Origin of the sequence: Diplocloster agilis (assembly GCF_019042275.1) — a bacterium.
Lineage (GTDB): Bacteria > Bacillota > Clostridia > Lachnospirales > Lachnospiraceae > Diplocloster > Diplocloster agilis.
Genome location: NZ_JAHQCW010000004.1, coordinates 1 through 19,024, shown reverse-complemented (window position 1 = coordinate 19,024; position 19,024 = coordinate 1). Strand labels below are relative to the sequence as shown.

Annotated in this window: 14 protein-coding genes; all 14 read left to right on the top strand. The window is 50.9% G+C overall.

Features of this window, described 5'->3' with window-relative positions; all coding sequences use genetic code 11:
• The first annotated feature begins 22 nt into the window (after positions 1 to 22).
• A complete protein-coding gene (locus tag KTH89_RS03550; RefSeq protein WP_238720658.1) occupies positions 23 to 1,210 on the top strand; it encodes a glycine C-acetyltransferase in 1,188 nt (395 codons plus the stop codon).
• Between the two features lie 20 nt (positions 1,211 to 1,230).
• Positions 1,231 to 2,172 (top strand): ABC transporter permease, encoded by a 942-nt coding sequence (locus KTH89_RS03545; protein WP_238720657.1) that lies wholly within the window; start codon positions 1,231 to 1,233, stop codon positions 2,170 to 2,172.
• A 3-nt stretch (positions 2,173 to 2,175) separates the two neighbouring features.
• Positions 2,176 to 3,549: an ABC transporter permease gene (locus KTH89_RS03540; protein ID WP_238720656.1), complete on the top strand. Its 1,374-nt coding sequence runs from the start codon at positions 2,176 to 2,178 to the stop codon at positions 3,547 to 3,549.
• Positions 3,550 to 3,561: 12 nt separating this feature from the next.
• On the top strand, positions 3,562 to 4,572 hold the full coding sequence (locus tag KTH89_RS03535) for an ABC transporter ATP-binding protein (protein WP_238720655.1): 1,011 nt from the start codon (positions 3,562 to 3,564) through the stop codon (positions 4,570 to 4,572).
• Positions 4,524 to 5,558: an ABC transporter ATP-binding protein gene (locus KTH89_RS03530; RefSeq protein WP_238720654.1), complete on the top strand. Its 1,035-nt coding sequence runs from the start codon at positions 4,524 to 4,526 to the stop codon at positions 5,556 to 5,558. The genes KTH89_RS03535 and KTH89_RS03530 overlap by 49 nt, the downstream gene beginning before the upstream one ends.
• 127 nt (positions 5,559 to 5,685) lie before the next feature.
• Positions 5,686 to 7,443, top strand: coding sequence for a peptide ABC transporter substrate-binding protein (locus KTH89_RS03525; RefSeq protein ID WP_238720653.1), 1,758 nt, complete (start codon positions 5,686 to 5,688; stop codon positions 7,441 to 7,443).
• Positions 7,444 to 7,560: 117 nt separating this feature from the next.
• Positions 7,561 to 9,648, top strand: coding sequence for an alpha-L-fucosidase (locus KTH89_RS03520; protein ID WP_238720652.1), 2,088 nt, complete (start codon positions 7,561 to 7,563; stop codon positions 9,646 to 9,648).
• A gap of 100 nt (positions 9,649 to 9,748) precedes the next feature.
• A complete protein-coding gene (locus KTH89_RS03515) occupies positions 9,749 to 12,571 on the top strand; it encodes a glycosyl hydrolase (protein WP_238720651.1) in 2,823 nt (940 codons plus the stop codon).
• Between the two features lie 10 nt (positions 12,572 to 12,581).
• Positions 12,582 to 13,628, top strand: a complete 1,047-nt coding sequence (locus KTH89_RS03510) for a M42 family metallopeptidase (RefSeq protein ID WP_238720650.1) — start codon at positions 12,582 to 12,584, stop codon at positions 13,626 to 13,628.
• A gap of 34 nt (positions 13,629 to 13,662) precedes the next feature.
• Positions 13,663 to 14,889, top strand: coding sequence for a peptidase T (pepT, locus tag KTH89_RS03505; protein ID WP_238720649.1), 1,227 nt, complete (start codon positions 13,663 to 13,665; stop codon positions 14,887 to 14,889).
• Positions 14,890 to 15,187: 298 nt separating this feature from the next.
• Positions 15,188 to 15,646 (top strand): hypothetical protein, encoded by a 459-nt coding sequence (locus KTH89_RS03500; RefSeq protein WP_238720648.1) that lies wholly within the window; start codon positions 15,188 to 15,190, stop codon positions 15,644 to 15,646.
• Positions 15,647 to 15,671: 25 nt separating this feature from the next.
• Positions 15,672 to 16,031: a YccF domain-containing protein gene (locus KTH89_RS03495; protein ID WP_238720647.1), complete on the top strand. Its 360-nt coding sequence runs from the start codon at positions 15,672 to 15,674 to the stop codon at positions 16,029 to 16,031.
• A 466-nt stretch (positions 16,032 to 16,497) separates the two neighbouring features.
• Positions 16,498 to 18,036 (top strand): DUF1538 domain-containing protein, encoded by a 1,539-nt coding sequence (locus tag KTH89_RS03490; RefSeq protein WP_238720646.1) that lies wholly within the window; start codon positions 16,498 to 16,500, stop codon positions 18,034 to 18,036.
• 14 nt (positions 18,037 to 18,050) lie between these two features.
• A complete protein-coding gene (locus KTH89_RS03485) occupies positions 18,051 to 18,731 on the top strand; it encodes a P-II family nitrogen regulator (RefSeq protein ID WP_238720645.1) in 681 nt (226 codons plus the stop codon).
• The last annotated feature ends 293 nt before the right edge of the window (positions 18,732 to 19,024 follow it).

Sequence of the window (19,024 nt, the reverse complement as noted above, 5' to 3'; positions counted from 1 at the left end):
TAAAAAAGGAAAGGATGACGCTATGAAAACTGCACTGAAAATATATGATAAAATGCTGGAGGACATACGGGAGTCCGGAACATGGAGAGAGGAACGTATCATCACAACTCCTCAGTATTCCAGGATTGATACTACCCAGGCCAGCCGTGTTGTCAATATGTGTGCCAATAACTATCTGGGTCTCTCCACCAACCAGGATTTGATCGAGGCAGCTAAGGCCAGTTACGACAAATGGGGATTCGGACTCTCCTCCGTACGTTTCATCTGCGGGACCCAGGAGATCCATAAGGAGTTGGAACACAAGATCGCGGAATTTGTCGGAACTGAAGATGCCATCCTGTACTCCTCCTGTTTTGACGCCAACGGCGGACTTTTCGAGACGCTTCTCACCGAGAACGACGCGGTGATCTCCGATGAGCTGAACCACGCTTCTATCATTGACGGTATCCGGTTATGTAAGGCAAAGCGGTACAGGTATAAAAATAGTGACATGGAGGATCTGCGCAGGCAATTACAGGCAGCGCAGGAGGCAGGGGCAGGAATCAAGCTGATTGCCACCGACGGGGTCTTTTCCATGGACGGTTACATAGCGAAACTAAAAGAAATCTGCGATCTGGCAGACGAATATGACGCTCTGGTGATGGTAGATGACAGCCACGCATCCGGCTTTATGGGGGCACATGGAAGGGGAACGCCCGAGCACTGCGGTGTGATAGGCCGGGTGGATATCGTCACCGGAACATTTGGGAAGGCTTTGGGAGGTGCGTCCGGAGGCTTTACCGCGGCGAAGCGGCAGATAGTTGATCTGCTCCGGCAGCGTTCGAGACCCTATTTGTTCTCCAACACCGTGGCGCCTGCCATCTGTGCGGCGACCATCAAGACCATTGATCTTCTCACTGAGTCCACAGAACTTCGGGATAAGGTGCACGACAATGCCCGCTATTTCCGTATACAGATGGAGGAGGCCGGTTTTGACCTGCTTCCGGGTGAACATCCCATTGTCCCGGTTATGCTCTATGATTCCCGCATTGCCCAGGAGTTCGCGGCCAGGATGCTGGAAAAAGGAGTCTACGTAGTGGGCTTTTGCTATCCGGTTGTGCCAAAGGGAAGGGATCGGATCCGGACCCAGATATCAGCCGGACACACGAAGGAAGATCTGGACTTTGCAGTGAAATGTTTTAAGGAAGTTCGTTCTGCCATGAAACTTTAGTACGGTGATAGGAGGAAGCTATGTTCGGATATGTAGTTAAGAGAATTGCAGCGTCAGTCTGTACATTGTTTTTCGTGGCGGCCATCACATTCCTGGTTATGAATGCGATACCCGGAAGCCCATTTCTGGAGGAGAACACCACGGTGGAACAGATGGAGCTGGCCAATGAGAAGTATGGCCTGGATAAGCCGCTGATTGTCCAATTGAAGAATTATCTGGAAGGTTATCTGCACGGGGACCTGGGAACTTCCCTGAAAATGCAGAAAGGCACGCCGGTGGCGGATCTTATTTTCCATCAGGGGAAATTTGAACTCTCGATCAAGCTTGGAGTGCCGGCATTGCTGATTACGGTGCTGGTGGGTGTTCCGCTGGGATGTATCGCAGCTTATTTCAGGGGGAAATGGATCGACAATTTGCTAAGCGTGTTCAGCACGCTGGGGATCGCCATACCGAACTTTGTGGTGGCGACGCTGCTGCTGGAGGTCTTTGCCATACGGCTGGGGATACTGCCATCGGTATCCGGCAGTCTGACGGATGTAAAATCCTACATTATGCCGGTTATTTCATTGGGCTTATATTATGCCTGTTATGTGGCGAAGCTTACGAGAACCAGCATGCTGGACGCGATCAATCAGGATTATGTAAGAACAGCCAGGGCAAAGGGCCTGAAGACCGGCAAGATTATCTTTAAGCATGCGCTGCGCAACTCCCTGATTCCTGTGGTTACCTACCTGGGGCCGCTGACGGCCGGCCTTATGTGCGGCGGATTCGTTATAGAGACTACGTTCGGCATTCCAGGACTGGGAAAATATTTTGTTTCCAGCATTATAGAAAGGGATTATCCCGTCATCATGGCCACGACCATCGTGCTGTCGGCCCTGGTGATCGGTATGAATCTACTGGTGGACATCATCTACAAGTTTGTAGATCCCCGCATTACGCTGACAGGAAAGGGGGAATAAAGGGTGGATAAAGAAACAAAGAGACAGGCACTGCCGATCATTCACCTGAACAATCCCAAGGATCTGGATTTTCTGAAGATCCCGGAGGACGGATTTTCCGCAGCCAGCGACAGCGAGAAGGAAAATCTCATTGAAAAAAGAAAAAGTATCTCCTATTGGAGGGATGCCTGGAGGAGGTTCCGGTCCAACAAGGTAGCGATGGCAGCTCTAATCGTGTTCCTGGTAATTGTGGTCTTTGCCTTTGTGGGACCTCTGATCGTACCTTACAGTTATGAGAGCCAGTACCGGAACAGCGCAAAGCTTGGCCCCATGGAATATTCAAAAAGTGAAGAGATGGAGCAGGCCGTGCTTGAGGAGGCGGATGCCGTATTCTTTACGGAGACGATCATGGGCTCCCTGTTATCCCTGTCCAAAGGTGATTATTACATAGAGCAGAATAACACGACCTACTGCTTTACACTTGAGAAGGCCCTGGAAAAGGCCATGATTATCTATGATAAGGATGCAGCGGATATTCTGACTATTGGACGTACGAAAGACTATAAGAACGGTGAATTTACTACAGTTACTCCGCTGGAGTACACGGTGGGCGAGCCGGCGCCGGACGCTACAGAGGTGGAGTTGATCAAGTCCGTTTTCCCTCATGTGTTCGGCACAGATTCCGCCGGCAGAGACATTATGTCCCGGAGTATGTATGGAACCCGGGTATCCCTGATTATCGGTATTGTGGCTGCGTTGATTGTATTGGTTATCGGAGCGGCCATCGGAGCCATATCAGGACTTTGCGGAGGCGTGGTTGACTTTGTGATCATGCGGATTATCGATTTGATTATCTCCATTCCCAGTACCCTGATGGTACTTCTTCTGCAGGTGGTTATATCCGAGCCGCTGCAAAAGTGGTTCGACACGTCCAACTGGGGACTTGCCAGGGCCATGAGCGATCTCGGCGCCGGAATCGTGAGTATTTTCATCGTGTTCGCCCTGTTATACTGGGTCAGCATGGCCCGTATCGTAAGAGGCCAGGTACTGCAGTTAAAAAGCATGGAATTCATTACGGCGGAAAAGGTACTGGGAGCCGGCAATAAGCGGATCATCACACGGCATCTGCTGCCCAACTGTGTGGGTCAGCTGGTCATAGCCACCTGCCTGCAGATTCCGTCGGCGATCTTCATGGAATCCTTCCTTTCCTATCTGGGAATAGGAGTCGCGGCCCCCATGGCCAGTCTGGGTTCCATGTGCTCCGATGCTTTAAGCGCGTTGTCACTATATCCGTACCGTCTGCTCTGTCCTGCCATCATATTGAGTGTTCTGGTTTTGACACTGAACCTTATCGGCGACGGGCTGCGGGATGCTCTGGATCCCAGGCTGAAGAAATAAGGAGGTGCCATTATGGATGAACACAAGAAATTGATTGAAATTAATAATCTCCAGGTATCGTTCTTCACCCCCGCCGGGGAAGTGAAAGCTGTGGACGGAATCTCCTATTCCCTGGGTTACAATGAAGTGATGGGGATCGTGGGGGAATCCGGCTCCGGTAAAAGCGTGGAGGCCTACTCGATCATGGGCCTGCTTCAGAGTCCTGGAAAAGTAATAGGCGGCTCCATTCTTCTGGAGGGGAAAAACCTGCTGGACTACAGCAGAAAGCAGATGATGGATATCTGCGGGAAGGAAATCAGCATGATCTTCCAGAATCCCATGACCTGTATGAATCCTGTGTATACCGTGGGTGACCAGCTTATGGAGGCGGTAACCTGTCATGATAAGTCTGTATCCAAGAAAGAAGCCCGGAACCGGGCGATCGAGATGCTGAACATGGTCGGCATTAACAATGCGGAAAAACGGATTGACCAGTATCCCCACGAATTCTCCGGCGGAATGCGTCAGCGTGCCATGATCGCCATGGGGCTGATCTGCCATCCGAAACTTCTCATCGCGGATGAACCTACCACGGCGCTGGACGTAACGACTCAGGCACAGATACTGGAGCTCATGAAAGAACTGCAGGCAAAGAACAACATGTCCATCATTTTCATCACCCATAACCTGGGAGTGGTGGCTGAGATATGCGACAGGGTCTCGGTGATGTACGCCGGACATATCGTGGAACAAGGGGAAGTAAATGACATCTTCTACCATCCCAAGCATCCCTACACCAAAGGGCTGCTGGCCTCTATGCCGAGGCTGGACAGTGAGGGAAGGGAAAGACTGATTCCCATTGAGGGGACGCCGGTGGATATGCTGGATACCCCGAAGGGCTGCCGGTTCGCGCCCCGCTGCACAGAATGTATGAAAGTGTGCGTGGAGCAGGAACCGCCCGCGGTTTGTATCAACGAAAGCGGGCATATATCCTCATGCTGGCAGCACATACGCCAGATGAAAGAGGAGGTGGGGAACCGGTGAGTGATAAGAAAAAGTTGGTGGAGGTTGAGAACCTCCGGAAATATTTCCCGGTTAAGTCCGGTTTGATGAAGAAAAACTATGTGCAGGCTGTGGAGGATGCTTCCTTTTATATTTACAAGGGAGAAACACTTGGGCTGGTGGGAGAGTCCGGGTGCGGAAAGACGACGCTTGGAAGAAGCGTAATCCGTCTCCATGAGCCTACGTCCGGGAAAATCGTATACGATGGAACCCCGATCTACGACAGCAAGGAAGGGATTGCGGTCCCCATGTTTGATTACCGGCGCAGGATGCAGTTAATCTTTCAGGACCCTTCCGCTTCCCTGGATCCCCGGATGACCGTGGGAGAGATCATAGGGGAGGCCCTGGACATTCACAAGATTGCCACGAATAAGGGCGAGAGACAGGAGCGTATCCGCTATCTGCTGGATGAAGTGGGATTGAACACGGAGCATGCCAACCGGTTCCCCCACGAATTTTCGGGCGGTCAGCAGCAGCGTATCGGGATAGCCAGGGCGATGGCGGTGGAACCGGAATTTATCGTCTGTGATGAGCCTATTTCCGCGCTGGATGTATCCATTCAGTCTCAGGTGGTCAATATGATGGAAGACCTGCAGCAGGAGAAAGGGCTGACTTATCTGTTTATCGCCCACGATCTGTCTGTGGTGCGCCATATATCCGACCGGATAGGGGTTATGTATCTGGGATTTATCGTAGAACTGGCGGAGAGCTATGAACTCTGCAAAAAGCCTGTGCACCCCTATACCAAGTCTCTGATCTCGGCGGTTCCCCTTCCTGATCCGGAACTGAGCAAAAGCCGGACCCGTATTACTTTGGAGGGGGATATTCCAAGCCCTATCAATCCGCCTTCCGGCTGCCGCTTCCATACCAGGTGTCCTTATGCCAAGGAGCGGTGTAAGGAGGAAGTTCCCGCTCTGCGGGAATGCTCGCCGGGTCATTACGTTGCCTGTCATCTGTACGACCAGTAGAGCCTAAAGACCGGATGGATTTTATTATTTTGATATTACGCAAGCGGATCCGTTCTGCTGTGCCTAATATAAACAGTGAAAACAGGGGGCATCTAAGCAAACCTGAAGAAAAAGGAGGAAAAGAAGTATGAAAAAAGTGATTTCTTTGTTTTTGGCATTGGTACTCTGCCTGTCTGTGACAGCGTGCGGTTCCAAGGCTGCAACCGAAAGCGACACAGGTAAGACCGACGCGGGGAATACGGATACCGCGAAGGGAGAAGAGCAGGATAAGGATACCTCCGGCAGCGGGGACGAGTTAGCCATCGACGTGGCGCTGGGATACTCGGAGCCTCACTCCATGGATCCTACATTGGCAACCGGAGCGGATCAGTTTGAGATTCTGTTCCACATGTCCGAAGGCCTTATGAAGTTCGCGGCGATTGAGGATACCGTAAGCGGAAATGACAATCAGTACAGTTCCGAGGTGGTCTGCGGACAGGCGGAATCTTATGATTTTGACGAGGCAAGCCTGACCTATACCTTCCATCTCAGAGATGATATCTTCTGGAGCGACGGGGAAAAAGTCACGGCGGATAACTTTGTCTATGCATGGCAGAGACTGGTAGATCCCAAAACGGCGGCTTCCAACGGCACGCTGCTGAACAACATCGTTAAGAATGCTACGGCTATCACAGAAGGAACCATGGAGCCCTCTGAGCTTGGGATTACGGCAGTGGATGAGAAAACGCTGACCATAACGCTGGAAAACAGCTGCTCTTATTTCCTGGATATGTGTACCCATTACGGCCTGTACCCTCTGCGCCAGGATGTGATCGAGGCAAACGGCGATACCTGGACCGAGGCTGAGACTTTCATCAGTAACGGCGCTTATGTGATGACTGACTGGGTTCATGACAGTTATATCGAGCTGACAAAGAATGAGAAATATTATGATTATGCGAATCTGGGACCCTCCAAGATTACCTTCCATCTGTCTGACAGTGAAACCTCCAACATGGCGGCTTACCAGTCAGGGGAATATAATTTCGTCAGCGGGATTCCCACAGATCAGATCGAAAGCCTGATCGCATCGGGAGATGCTTACTCGAATCCCAGATTAAATGTGACCTATCTATATCTGAACTGTAAGACAATTCCGGACTGGCGGGTGAGAGCAGCGATTACCCTGGCCATTGATAAGGAAAACCTGGTTACCAATGTTACCCAGGACGGATCTACAGCCGCTACGGGCCTCATCCCCAACGGTGTTACCAACAGTGAGAATAAAGTCTGGACCGATGCAGTGGGTGAAGTGATGTATGCTTGGCTTCAGGAAAAATATCCGGACTATGATCTGAGCACGTACTCCGGACGCTGTGAATTAGCGAAGGTTCTCTATGATGAAGCGGTAGCAGACGGATGGGACGGCAGCGCTACCATGGAATACAAATTTAATACCTCCGATACCAACAAAGCTGTGGCAGAGGCAGTTCAGTCGGATCTCTCCGGTATATTAGAGGCTAAAGTAACCCTGGGCAATATCGATTCCGCCGGTTATACGGAGACCATCTCCAAAGGAGGCTTCCATCTGGCTCGTCTGGGTTACGGTATCACGTTCAACGATGCGATCGGATACTACCAGCTGTTCGGTACCAACGGTAACTTTGAGTACTCCGGATGGAGCGATGCCAACTATGATAAGCTGGTAGAGCAGGCGTCCACCATGCAGAACGGACCGGAACGGGATAAAGTCCTGGAAGAGATCGAGCAGATCATGTATTCTGAGAATGGATTCTCCGTGTGCCCGTTATATTATGCCAGCTATGTTTACTGTATGAAAGATCTGCAGAACACATTCTATTCCGCTATCAGCAACCTGACCTATTTTGGATATGCAACCAAATAAACAGCAGCCCAATCGCTGAATGACAACGCATTCCCCGCATTTGCAGGCCATCCAAGGGCGTGCGGATGCGGGGGATTTTAAATTTATGGCGCGTCATACGCGCCGCTGGAGGATAATATGTCAGAAAAATACAAACACAGTTACCGGGGATACCTGATCGACCATCACTCCCCGGATCCGCCCGTGGTGACACTTGAAAATCTGGACCCGGATGAATGGGAACGCTTTTTCGAGGAAGCAAATATCAACCACTTGATGCTTTACTGCAAGGATCACTGGGGAAGCAGCTATTATAATACGAAAATCGGCAGAAAGCACCCCGGACTTAAGGATAAGGACTGGGTCGGGACCATAGTGCCCATCCTGAAAAAGCACGGAATCGAATTCAACGCCTATTACTGCTTTGAATACGATACCTATGCGCCGAAAGCTCATCCGGAGTGGGCGGTGCGCAGGAAAGACGGACAGCCGCTCAAGTGCGGGATGCCCGCTAATACAAGCAACGCCAAGTGGGGTATGCCCTGCTATGAGACCGGATACCGGGAATACATACTTGGGCAGATAAAGGAAATCGTAGAGAATTACCACCCGGACAGCCTGTTCATCGATATATTCGGCAGGGCGCTGTGCTATTGCGATACTTGTAAAGAACTGTACCGGAAGGAATTCGGCTATGAGATGCCCGAGGATGACGAAGAGATGATGGCGAAGAACCGGGATCTGGAACGTTTCCTGAATGAGGGCGCGGAACGGATGCTGGATGATCTGCGCAGTACGATCAGGCAGATAGATCCGGAACTGGCATTGACCATCAATTTTGCGGCTCACTATCCCAGACAGATCCGCAACAAGCTGGACTATCTGTTCACGGAGCCCTGGGCGGGTAACTGGCTCTCCGGCGCATACGCCAGGGATACCTCCGCAGGAAAGTACCCGCAGCTGGGGCCGGGGGATGTGTCACACGTATACAATTATCAGCCCGACAGCATATACCGTCTGGCCGCGGCAGAGATTGCCGCGCAGGGGTGCCGCGTATTCATGTACAGCGAACCTATGCACCGGGACGGAACCCTGGAATTCGAGGAAGCCAGGAAGGTGGGAGCGGCGTTCCGGGATGTGGAGAAGTTCGAGACTTATCTGGAAGACAACCGTTTGGTGGCGGATATCGCCATCGTGCAGAGCGACGTGGCGGACACTCTGCATGTGGAGCATCCCATTCTGGCAAGCTCCATCAGCCGCGCCAAGGTAAGCGGGGCGCACCGGGAAGCACTTCTGGGAGCCATGAAGCTGTGCGATTACAGCAAACGGACCTGGAGAGTTGTGCCGGAGCTTGAATTAAGCTATGACCGTATGAAGGAATTCCGAATGATCCTGATCCCCAATCTGTTCTGGGTAAATCCCGATTTAAAGGCAGATCTTAAGCGTTATGCGGAGGATGGCGGAACTGTCCTGGTCTCAGGCGAGACCGGCCTTTGTGACGATCAGGGTAACGCTCTGGAAGATTTTGCCCTGGCGGAGCTGAGCGGATGCCATTTCACCGCCAAAGATGAGACGTATAAGAAGAATCACTGGTGCGCCTATATCAGACCGGAGGAGGAGCCTGTATGGAAGCGTTCCCCGAAGACGACGCCGCCGGTGGGGGAATATGTGCTAAAGACCAGGGCTGACGGAGCCAAAGTTCTGGGAACTTTCCTGGAGCCCGCCGTCCTGCTGACGGATACCACCTGGGTGAACTGGGGGAATCCCCTGCCCGGACGGGATACCGGCCTGCCGGCTCTGTACGAGAACAACTATGGAAAGGGCTGTGTTCTGACCGCCTGCTTTGATTTATTTACCATGATAAATAAGGATTTTCTATGGGTTAAGGACTTTTTCGTCGGAATTGCGGAGACGTACTTTGTCCCCCGGATTTCCCTTCAGACGGATCTGATGAACAGTCTGGAATTCACCTGTTATGAGCGGGAGGAGGGCAGAGAACTGCTGGTACATGAACTCTCCGCACTTGCAAGGCTTACCGGAGGAGATACCCCTCTGATCGACGGAGGCCGGCTGATGGTGAATCGGGATTATATGCAGGTAAGCAAAGCGGAAATGGTATATCCTGAGCATAAGCAGGTGCCCGTAACTTATCATGAAGAGAGCGGTCTTAGTGAGATAGCTCTGGATCCGCTGCGCATCCACGCGGTCTATCGGATCGTCGGTTAAGCGTTATCATTTTATGAGCAGGTAAAATTCGGTAAAACGGTTTGCGCGTTCAGACGCGCCCCGGTAAAACGCCGGGGCGCCCAACAGGAGGAGCGGTAGAATGGATTGGCATATTCAAAGACTCGAGCATCCGGGTCCGGAGACCAAAGGGTGGACCCGCTGGTGGTGGTATGGCTGCGCGGTTCAAAGAGAAGAGATAGACAGAGAACTGCAGTTTATGCAGGAGGCCGGAATCGGCGGTGTGGAGATCCAGACGCTGTATCCGTTGGCCGCGGACGATGCAGAGGCCGGAATATATAACATCCCGTACTTTTCGCCGGAATTTTTCAATATACTTGATTACACGTTAAAAAAAGCGGAGGAGCTGGGGCTGGGAGTGGATTTTACGCTTGGCTCCTCCTGGCCCTACGGCGGTCCCCATGTTCCGCAGGAACTGTCGGTCCAGTGCGCGATTCCGTATCAGATCGACGTGACCGGACCCTGCAGCTTCTCCTATGATTTCACAAGCCGTGTTACCGGAAAGATTGAGCGGGCTGTGATGGGGAGGATGAAGGAAAGTAGAATGCTGGAGGAGACGATCGTGGATCTGACCCCGTTTCTGCAGGAGAAGCTTCTCTTCGGCTGGCCCTGGGGTAAGGTGCTTGAAGATATCCACATTCCGGAAGGAGACTGGAAGATTGTGGTCTTTGTGACCCATCTGTATCACCAGCAGGCGGCCATCCCGGCCAGAGATGCCGGAGGGTATGTGGTCGATCACTGCAGGAAGGATGCCGTGGACCTCTTTTTGAAAAACGGCGGCGATCCCCTGATCGAACGGCTGGGCAGGGGAAGCTTTTGCTGTTTCTTCTGCGACTCCATTGAGCTGCTGGGCAATAACTGGACGGGGATTCTGGAGGAAGAGTTCTTTAGACGGCGCGGATACGGGCTTGACAGGTACATTTATGGGCTGTGGGGCGAGATCGATGACATCTCAGACCGGATTCGGTACGATTATTTCCTGACGATGTCGGAGCTTACCATTGAAAATTTCTTTGAAAATTTGACCTCATGGTGTGAAAGCCATGGTTCCAAAGCGCGGATACAGGCCCACGGGACCTGGGCGGATATACTCAAAGCTTATGGCAGCGCCCATATACCGGAGGGGGAGACCTTCGGGCTCCAGGATAAACTGGAGGTAAATTCCATACACAGGCGCTTTGCATCCTCTGCCGCGCACTTGTACAACAAGCCGGTTGTTTCCTGCGAATCCTTTACCTGGCTTCGGGTTCCCCGGTTTCTGGAAACCCTGGAAATGATGAAGGCGGAGGTGGATGCAATCTTCCTGGACGGCATAAATTCCATCTACAACCATGGATATGCCTACTCCCCGCCGGATGCGGGCAGGCTGGGCTGGCCGTTCTACGCATCCTCCCAGATTAATCACACGAACACCTATTGGCCATTTTACAGGCACCTGAGCGAATACATACAGAGGGTATCCGGCATGCTTCGCATCGGCAGGCCCAAGTGCGATATCGCGGTCTATCTGCCTCAGGCCGACATCTGGTCTGAAAATCAGATGGCGGATCTGCACATGGGAATGAAGCTGCAAGAATACATGGGCTGGGGTGTGACGGACAAGATTAGTAAAAGGGGATATTGTTTTGATTATGTAAATGATGATATTTTGAACCATCACGCAGATTTTGATGACGCAATGACGGTGAACGGCAACACCTACCGGGTGATTCTGCTCATAGGATGTAAACGTCTGCCGCCCGAAACGGCTGAAAAGCTGAAAAGTTTTGTGAAAAGCGGAGGAATCCTGATCGCGTCGGAGGCAGCTCCCTATCTGAGCTGCGGACTGCTCCGGAGAGAAGAACAGGATGATGCAGTGCGCAAATGCATGGCGCGTATCTTCCCGGAGAAGACAGGGAGCTGGCGCTTTAGCGGCAGGGGTGCGGCGGCCATAGCCCCCGACCGGGGAGAAGGACTGATAACGCTGCTGGAGCAGCGGTTCCGGCCGGATGTAAGGATCACAGGAGGCGGAGACTGCGTAGGATATGTACACAGAGTGGACGGTCTTACGGATATTTACTTTATCGCCAATATATCTCCGCAAAGCCGTAAGGTGGCCTTCGACTTTTCCGTCCACGGAAAAGAGATGAAAGTATTCGATGCCGCTGACGCCAGGCCCTATGCGGTGGAGGCGGAGGCCGGATATAATAATTCCACGGAACTGGTGTTGCATATGGAAGCTTTTGATTCCGTTTTTGTATTTTTTGATGAAGGTACTAAGAACCCTGTGAAAGATCCGGTTTTGGCCGGGAAGGGCGTATTTATGCGGCAAGCCCCAAAGGAGATAACTTGTCCGCAGCCGGGAGCGCGGCAGGAAAAAACCTATGTACTGCCGGGTCCGTGGCGGCTCGAGATTCCGGAGATGAATTACACCTGCCAGTGGGATCGGCCGGAATTCTGGCAGCAGTATGAGCAGGTGAGATATTACAGCGGTACGGGAATCTATAGCAGCTCTTTTGTATTAAAGGAAGTTCCGGAAGGACGTGCGGTATTACACCTGGAAGAACTGCAGGAGACGGCGCAGGTGCGGATCAATGGCAGGACCTGCGGGGATATTTGGCGGCGGCCATGGAAGCTGGAAGTGACGGGGGCTTTAAGAGCCGGCCAAAATACGATCGAGATATACTGCTCGAACCGGCTGATCAATTATGCCATAGACCCGGAGAATGAAATAACAGATTACCCCGCCGAGATGGTGGATGGATGGCCTTATTTCTCACAGGCGATTAACCAGATCAGGCACAGGCGGATAGGTCTTAACCGGGAAAGGCAGGCCATAAAGGAGCCGATTCCATCGGGACTGCGTGGTAAGGTATGGATTACATTTTTGGACAATCAGGGGGATGAAGCCCCAACGACAGAATAGAGGAGATTAAATGATGAATTTGGATATGGATTATACGCTGGAGTTTATGAAGGAACTGTTGGCGATTCCCAGCGTGGGGGGAGACTGCGAGGCGGCAATGGAGAGAATTCGCCGTGAATTCGCTTCTCTTCATATTCCTGTAAAGACCACCAAGAAGGGAGCAGTCTTTGGCACTCTTACAGGGGAGGACAACCAGGATCAGGTTCTGGTAAACGCGCATATAGATACTTTGGGAGCGATGGTCAAAGAGATCCTGCCAAACGGAAGGCTGAGGGTGGCTCAGATCGGAGGTTATACGTGGACGACCTATGAAGGGGAGAACCTGGTGGTGCGCACTTTGGATGGTACGGAATATACCGGAACGCTGCTCTACGAGAAACCATCCGTCCACAATTTTCCGGAGGAGGCCCGGCATGAGGTGCGCACGGAGGACAATATGGAGATCCGTCTGGACGAAGACTTTTGCTCTGCGCAGGATGTGGCGGATGCGGGGATCTGCGTGGGGGACTACGTGTTTTATGATCCCAGGACCGTGATCACACCAAAAGGCTTCATCAAATCCAGGTACATCGATGACAAGGCCTGTGTGGCGGTTATGTTTGCAGTAATCAAGTATCTGACGGAGAACGGAATCCGGCCCAGGCACACCACCCATTTCTATGTGGCTAATTATGAGGAGATCGGACATGGGGTGTCCTACATTCCGGAGAACACCAAGGAGATGCTGTCCATCGACATTGGCACGGCGGGAATCGGCCATACTTCGGACGAGCACAGTGTCACGATCTGCGCAAAGGACAGCCGCACCCCTTATGACTACGGATTCCGCAAGCGCCTGACTGAGCTTGCCCGACAGGCGGGGATCGAATACCGGGTGGAGGTACATAACCGTTACGGCAGCGATGCCAGTCTGTGTGTAGTGCGCGGGGCTGACGTGAATTTTGCCTGCATCGGTCCCGGAACCGACGCTTCACATCACTATGAGAGGACCCACGTAGACGCCCTCAGAAATACGGCGGAATTACTGAAGGAATATCTGATAAGATCAACGGGATGAAAAATTATATCGATCGGCAGAAGGAGGTATAGAATTGCGAGCTTATGAACGGTTTTTGAATTATGTAGTGGTTCACACCACCAGTGATGATACCAGTACTACAGTGCCCTCATCCCAGTGTCAGTTCGACCTGGCTAATTTGCTAGTGGATGAGATGAAAGAGATGGGCATTGAGGATGCCCATGTGGATGAGAAATGTTATGTATACGGCACGATTCCGGCTACACCGGGATACGAGGAGGTTCCGGCTCTGGGCTTTTGCGCCCATCTGGATACAGCTGCCTTCAATGGAAAGAATGTAAAACCCCGGATCATAGAAAACTATGACAGTAAAGATGTGACGCTGGGGGACAGCGGCCGTACGCTGACGGTAGAGCAGTTTCCGCACCTGGCCTCCATGAAGGGCAAGACGCTGATCGTCACCGATGGAACTACGCTTCTGGGAGGGGACGATAAGGCAGGCATAGCAGAGATCATGACCCTGGCAGAGCGGCTGATGAAGGGGGAGATCTCCCACGGAAAGATCTGTCTGAGTTTCCCGCCTGATGAGGAAATCGGCGCCGGCGCAAAAGATCTGGATATCGCTAAATACGGCGCCACATACGCATACACTGTGGACGGAAGCCAGGTTGGTCTCATTGATTATGAGAATTTCAATGCGGCGCTGGCCAAAATCCATATCACGGGTCTTGGAGTACATCCAGGTTCTTCCAAAAATACCATGATCAATGCGCTGCTGGTGGCAAATGAGCTGAACAATATGCTTCCCTCCGGTGAGACGCCGCGGGACACGGAAGGTTACGAGGGATTTTTCCATATGACCAAGTTAAACGGGACACCGGATGACACGGATATGGAATACATTATCCGGGATCATAACCGGGGGCTGTTCGAGGGGCGTAAAAAGACTCTGGAACACATATGCGTGCTTCTCAACGACAAGTACGGGGAAGGGACAGTCAATCTCCATATCCGGGATCAGTATTATAATATGGAGGAGGTTATCCGTCAGCATTTCCATCTGGTGGAAAATGCGATCGAAGCTATTCACCGGGCCGGCCTTACCCATATCACCAGACCGATCCGCGGCGGCACAGACGGTTCGCAGCTCAGTTTTAGGGGGCTTCCCTGCCCGAACCTGGGGGCTGGTTACTACGCCTGTCACGGACCCTATGAGCATGTGGCGGCGGAGGATATGGATACAGTTGTAGAGATTCTCATGAATCTGACGGGGTTGTACGCAGACGGACGTAAGGCATAAGATGCACGATTTTCTTCCCGTAAGAATGAAGCGGGTAAGTGTTTAAATTAGGTTAAAAAAATAACGAAGATACATTGACTTTTCTCCCCGGCTATGGTATCATCCAAACTATAAAAGGGAGTAGCCTACACCGCAAGGTGATTTCGAAACCGTCAAGACGATGCCGAGAGGTATCCGTATCGAAATGAAATGTGCAAGACTTTTATTGTGGCAGAGTGCCAGAATAAAAGTCTTTTTTAATCCTCTGCCACAGAACAACGGAACTACAAACGCTGTTTAAAGGAGAGAGGTAAAGAGTATGTACAACAGAGAAGAGAATGTCAGAGAAATCAACGAAGCTTTGATGGCGGGACACAGAGCGCTGGAATGTCTGCAGGATGCGGAGAAATGCTTATCAAATGCAAAAGACCTGGGACTCTGGGACATGATCGGCGGCGGCCTCCTGATCGGTCTGTTAAAACATTCCCGGCTGGATGATGCAAGTGCCAGTATCGAGGAGGCCAAGCGTCTGCTCCTGCGTTTTCAGAAAGAGCTGAAAGATGTATTTATTCCGACGAATCTGAAAATGGAAATCGACGGATTCATTACATTTGCAGACTTCTTTCTGGACGGGGTGATCGCAGACTGGTATGTGCAAAAGAAGATCGACCAGGCCCTGGAAGAGGTGCAGGATGCGCGTGTGCGGGTAGGCGTAGTTTTAAGCGAACTGGAAGATATGAAGCAATGTGAAATGAAACAATGCGGTTTCGGAGGATAAGAACAGTAGGAGGAGGTAAGAGCATATGTCGTTTTTGGGTAATATCATATGGTTTATATTCGGAGGACTAATCAGCGGTTTGAGCTGGGCGCTGGCGGGATGCCTGTGGTGCATCACGATCGTCGGCATCCCCATCGGTTTACAGTGTTTCAAGTTTGCGGGATTGAGTATGTGTCCCTTCGGAAAAGAAGTGCATTATGGCGGAGGAGCCGTATCCTTTCTGGTGAATCTGATCTGGCTGCTGATCTCCGGGATTCCTTTGGCACTGGAATCTGTGATTTTCGGAATCATTTTCTGTATCACGATTGTAGGAATCCCGTTTGGACTCCAACACTTCAAGATGGCCAAACTGGCCTTGATGCCATTCGGCGCAACCGTAGATTAAACACAAAAGGGGACATGTCCATTTCAGTTTGGGACATGTCCATTTCGGTTTGGGACATGTCTATTTTGATTTGGGACATGTCCATTTTGTTCATTTTGTTATCCGTAGTGTTTGGTAGCTATTTACACGATTTCTTTTTTGACAAATTGTCTTCTGACTATAGATTTTGATTTAGCGCCTGTTTATATCGTGTTAAGATTTTATTTATTTCTTATAAATCTTGCGGTTTTTATGTTATACTTAACAATATCCCATTCATACATGCCCTTCGGGCGGGTTCGCAGCATTCGCTGCTCAATAATGTATAATCAAAAAATAAATATAATATGATAAAATAACCTGTCACTCGTATTTTTATAGAACCTTCTTAGTTTATCCATACCAATCCGCCTTTATTAAAAGTAAATATAAAATTTTATTACCATAAAATCTTGAATTTCCATTCATTAAAAACCAGAAAGGGAGAATGCTATTGTACCGAACAAAATTGCAGGAAAAGCTAAAAGAATCGCTGGACGCGGTTCTGCCAATTATGGGTATCGTGTTGCTTTTATGCTTTACCATCGTGCCCACCTCGCCCAGTATTCTGATGGCCTTTATCATAGGCGCGGTATTGCTGGTGGTGGGAATGACATTTTTTTCATTGGGAGCGGAACTGGCCATGACTCCTATGGGAGAACGGGTCGGCAGCTGCATGACAAAAACGAAACGGCTCTATATTATGATTGTATTGGGCTTTGTATTAGGGTTCATTATTACAATCTCTGAACCGGACCTCCAGGTGTTGGCAAATCAGGTTCCTTCGATTGCAAATGCGGTGCTGATTATTGCGGTAGCCTTCGGGGTGGGGATTTTTCTGATCTTCGCACTTTTGCGGATGCTGTTTGGCATTCCGCTGTCTTATATGCTGTTCTTTTTCTATATTATTGTGTTTGGCCTTGCGTTTTTTGTCCCAAAGGATTTTCTTGCGGTCGCTTTTGATTCCGGCGGTGTCACTACAGGGCCTATGACAGTGCCTTTTATCATGGCGCTGGGCATCGGTATATCGACGATCCGGAGTGATAAGCATGCGGCGGATGACAGTTTCGGACTTGTTGCGCTGTGTTCCATAGGGCCGATTATGGCGGTTCTTTTGCTGGGCCTCGTTTTTCATCCGTCCGGCGGAGAATATATTCCGGTGACCATTCCGGAGATAGAAAATTCGATTGTTTTGCGGCAATTATTCTCCGGCGCGCTCCCAACCTATATGATGGAAATCGCGGTTTCTCTCCTGCCGATTGTCGTGTTCTTTGGAATTTTCCAGATTGTCTCTCTGCGGCTGAGTAAGAAAGCATTGATTAAAATATTAATCGGTCTGGTCTACACTTATGTGGGTCTTGTCTTATTCCTGACAGGCGTGAATGTGGGCTTTATGCCTGCGGGTAATTATCTGGGCCAGATGATTGCGGCGCTGCCTTATCGTTTTATCATTATACCCATTGGCATGGTCATTGGATATTTTATTGTAATGGCGGAGCCGGCGGTATATGTGCTGACCAAGCAGGTGGAAGAGCTGACGGATTCTGCAATTCCGGCCTCTGATATGAAGCACGGTTTGTCCATCAGTGTGGCCTGTTCGGTTGGTCTTGCCATGCTTCGCGTGCTGACCGGAATCTCCATCTTCTGGTTTATCATTCCGGGTTATGCGATTGCGCTCGGGTTATCATTTTTCGTACCAAAAATATTCACAGCTATTGCGTTTGACTCCGGCGGGGTGGCCTCCGGTCCTATGACCGCTACCTTTCTGCTTCCGTTTGCAATGGGCGCCTGTGTCCGTGTGGGAGGTAATATTGTTACGGACGCGTTTGGGGTAGTGGCTATGGTAGCCATGACGCCTCTTATAACCATTCAGATTCTGGGACTTATTTACCGCATGAAGGAGAAAAACTCTAAGATATCACTGGTTACGGCTCCGGCCTCAGCAGAGTTTGAATCGCTGGATGATTATGATATTATTGAGTTGTAGTAAAGGAGGCTTCTATGAGTGAGCTTTATTTAATGGTTACTATTACGAATCGAAATATGTTACCGAAATTTCTATCCTTTTATCAAGAGAGAAATATGGAAATTTCCCTGATTACGCTGGGCAAAGGTACGGCCAATAGTGAAATGCTGGATTACTTTGGGCTGGAGGATTCTGAGAAAGCGGTTATCTTCGGGGTTGTGACGGACTCGGTCTGGCTTACCTTGAAAAAAGGACTGCAGAGTAAGCTTCAGATCGATATTCCCGGTACAGGGATCGCTTTTACCATACCGCTCAGCAGTATTGGCGGGAAGCGGGAGTTGCTATTTTTAACGGAAAATCAGGCCTATGAGAAGGGAGCGGAATCCACATTGACAGGTTGCACACATGATTTACTACTGGTTATTGCGAACCAGGGTTATAGTGAGTTGGTTATGGAAGCGGCGAGGAGCGCAGGGGCAGCCGGGGGCACGATTATCCACGCCAAAGGCACGGGCATGGAACAGGCGGAGAAGTTTCTTGGGGTTTCGCTGGCATCGGAAAAAGAAATGATCTTTATTATTACAAAGACGGAAGAGAAGAATCAGATTATGCAGGCGGTTATGCGCCAGGCGGGAATGCAGAGCAAGGCGAAATCCATAGTTATTTCTCTGCCGGTAACCAGTACGGCCGGTCTTCGGCTGGTGGAAGAGGAGTAATCTGGCTGTGGGGGCTTTTGGCTGAGGGCAGGGCTGGGAGGGAAGAGGCGTTAGCCGGCTAAGCTGGGCATGCCTGCCGCTTCAGACTGGAAATCAAGGGGGCGGTCTCCTGGGGTGTTCCAGGCAGCCGGGATCTTTGGTGTCTCCCCGGGAGCACAGAGGGCTTGCGCTTAGATCCGCTAAGTGAAATCGGGAAGCCGGGTTCAGGAACCGAGCCTATTCACCAGGAACACGTGATGTGTTCCCGGTTCAGAGGCTCTTGCCCGTCGGACGTGAAGTCCGCCGGTCATCCT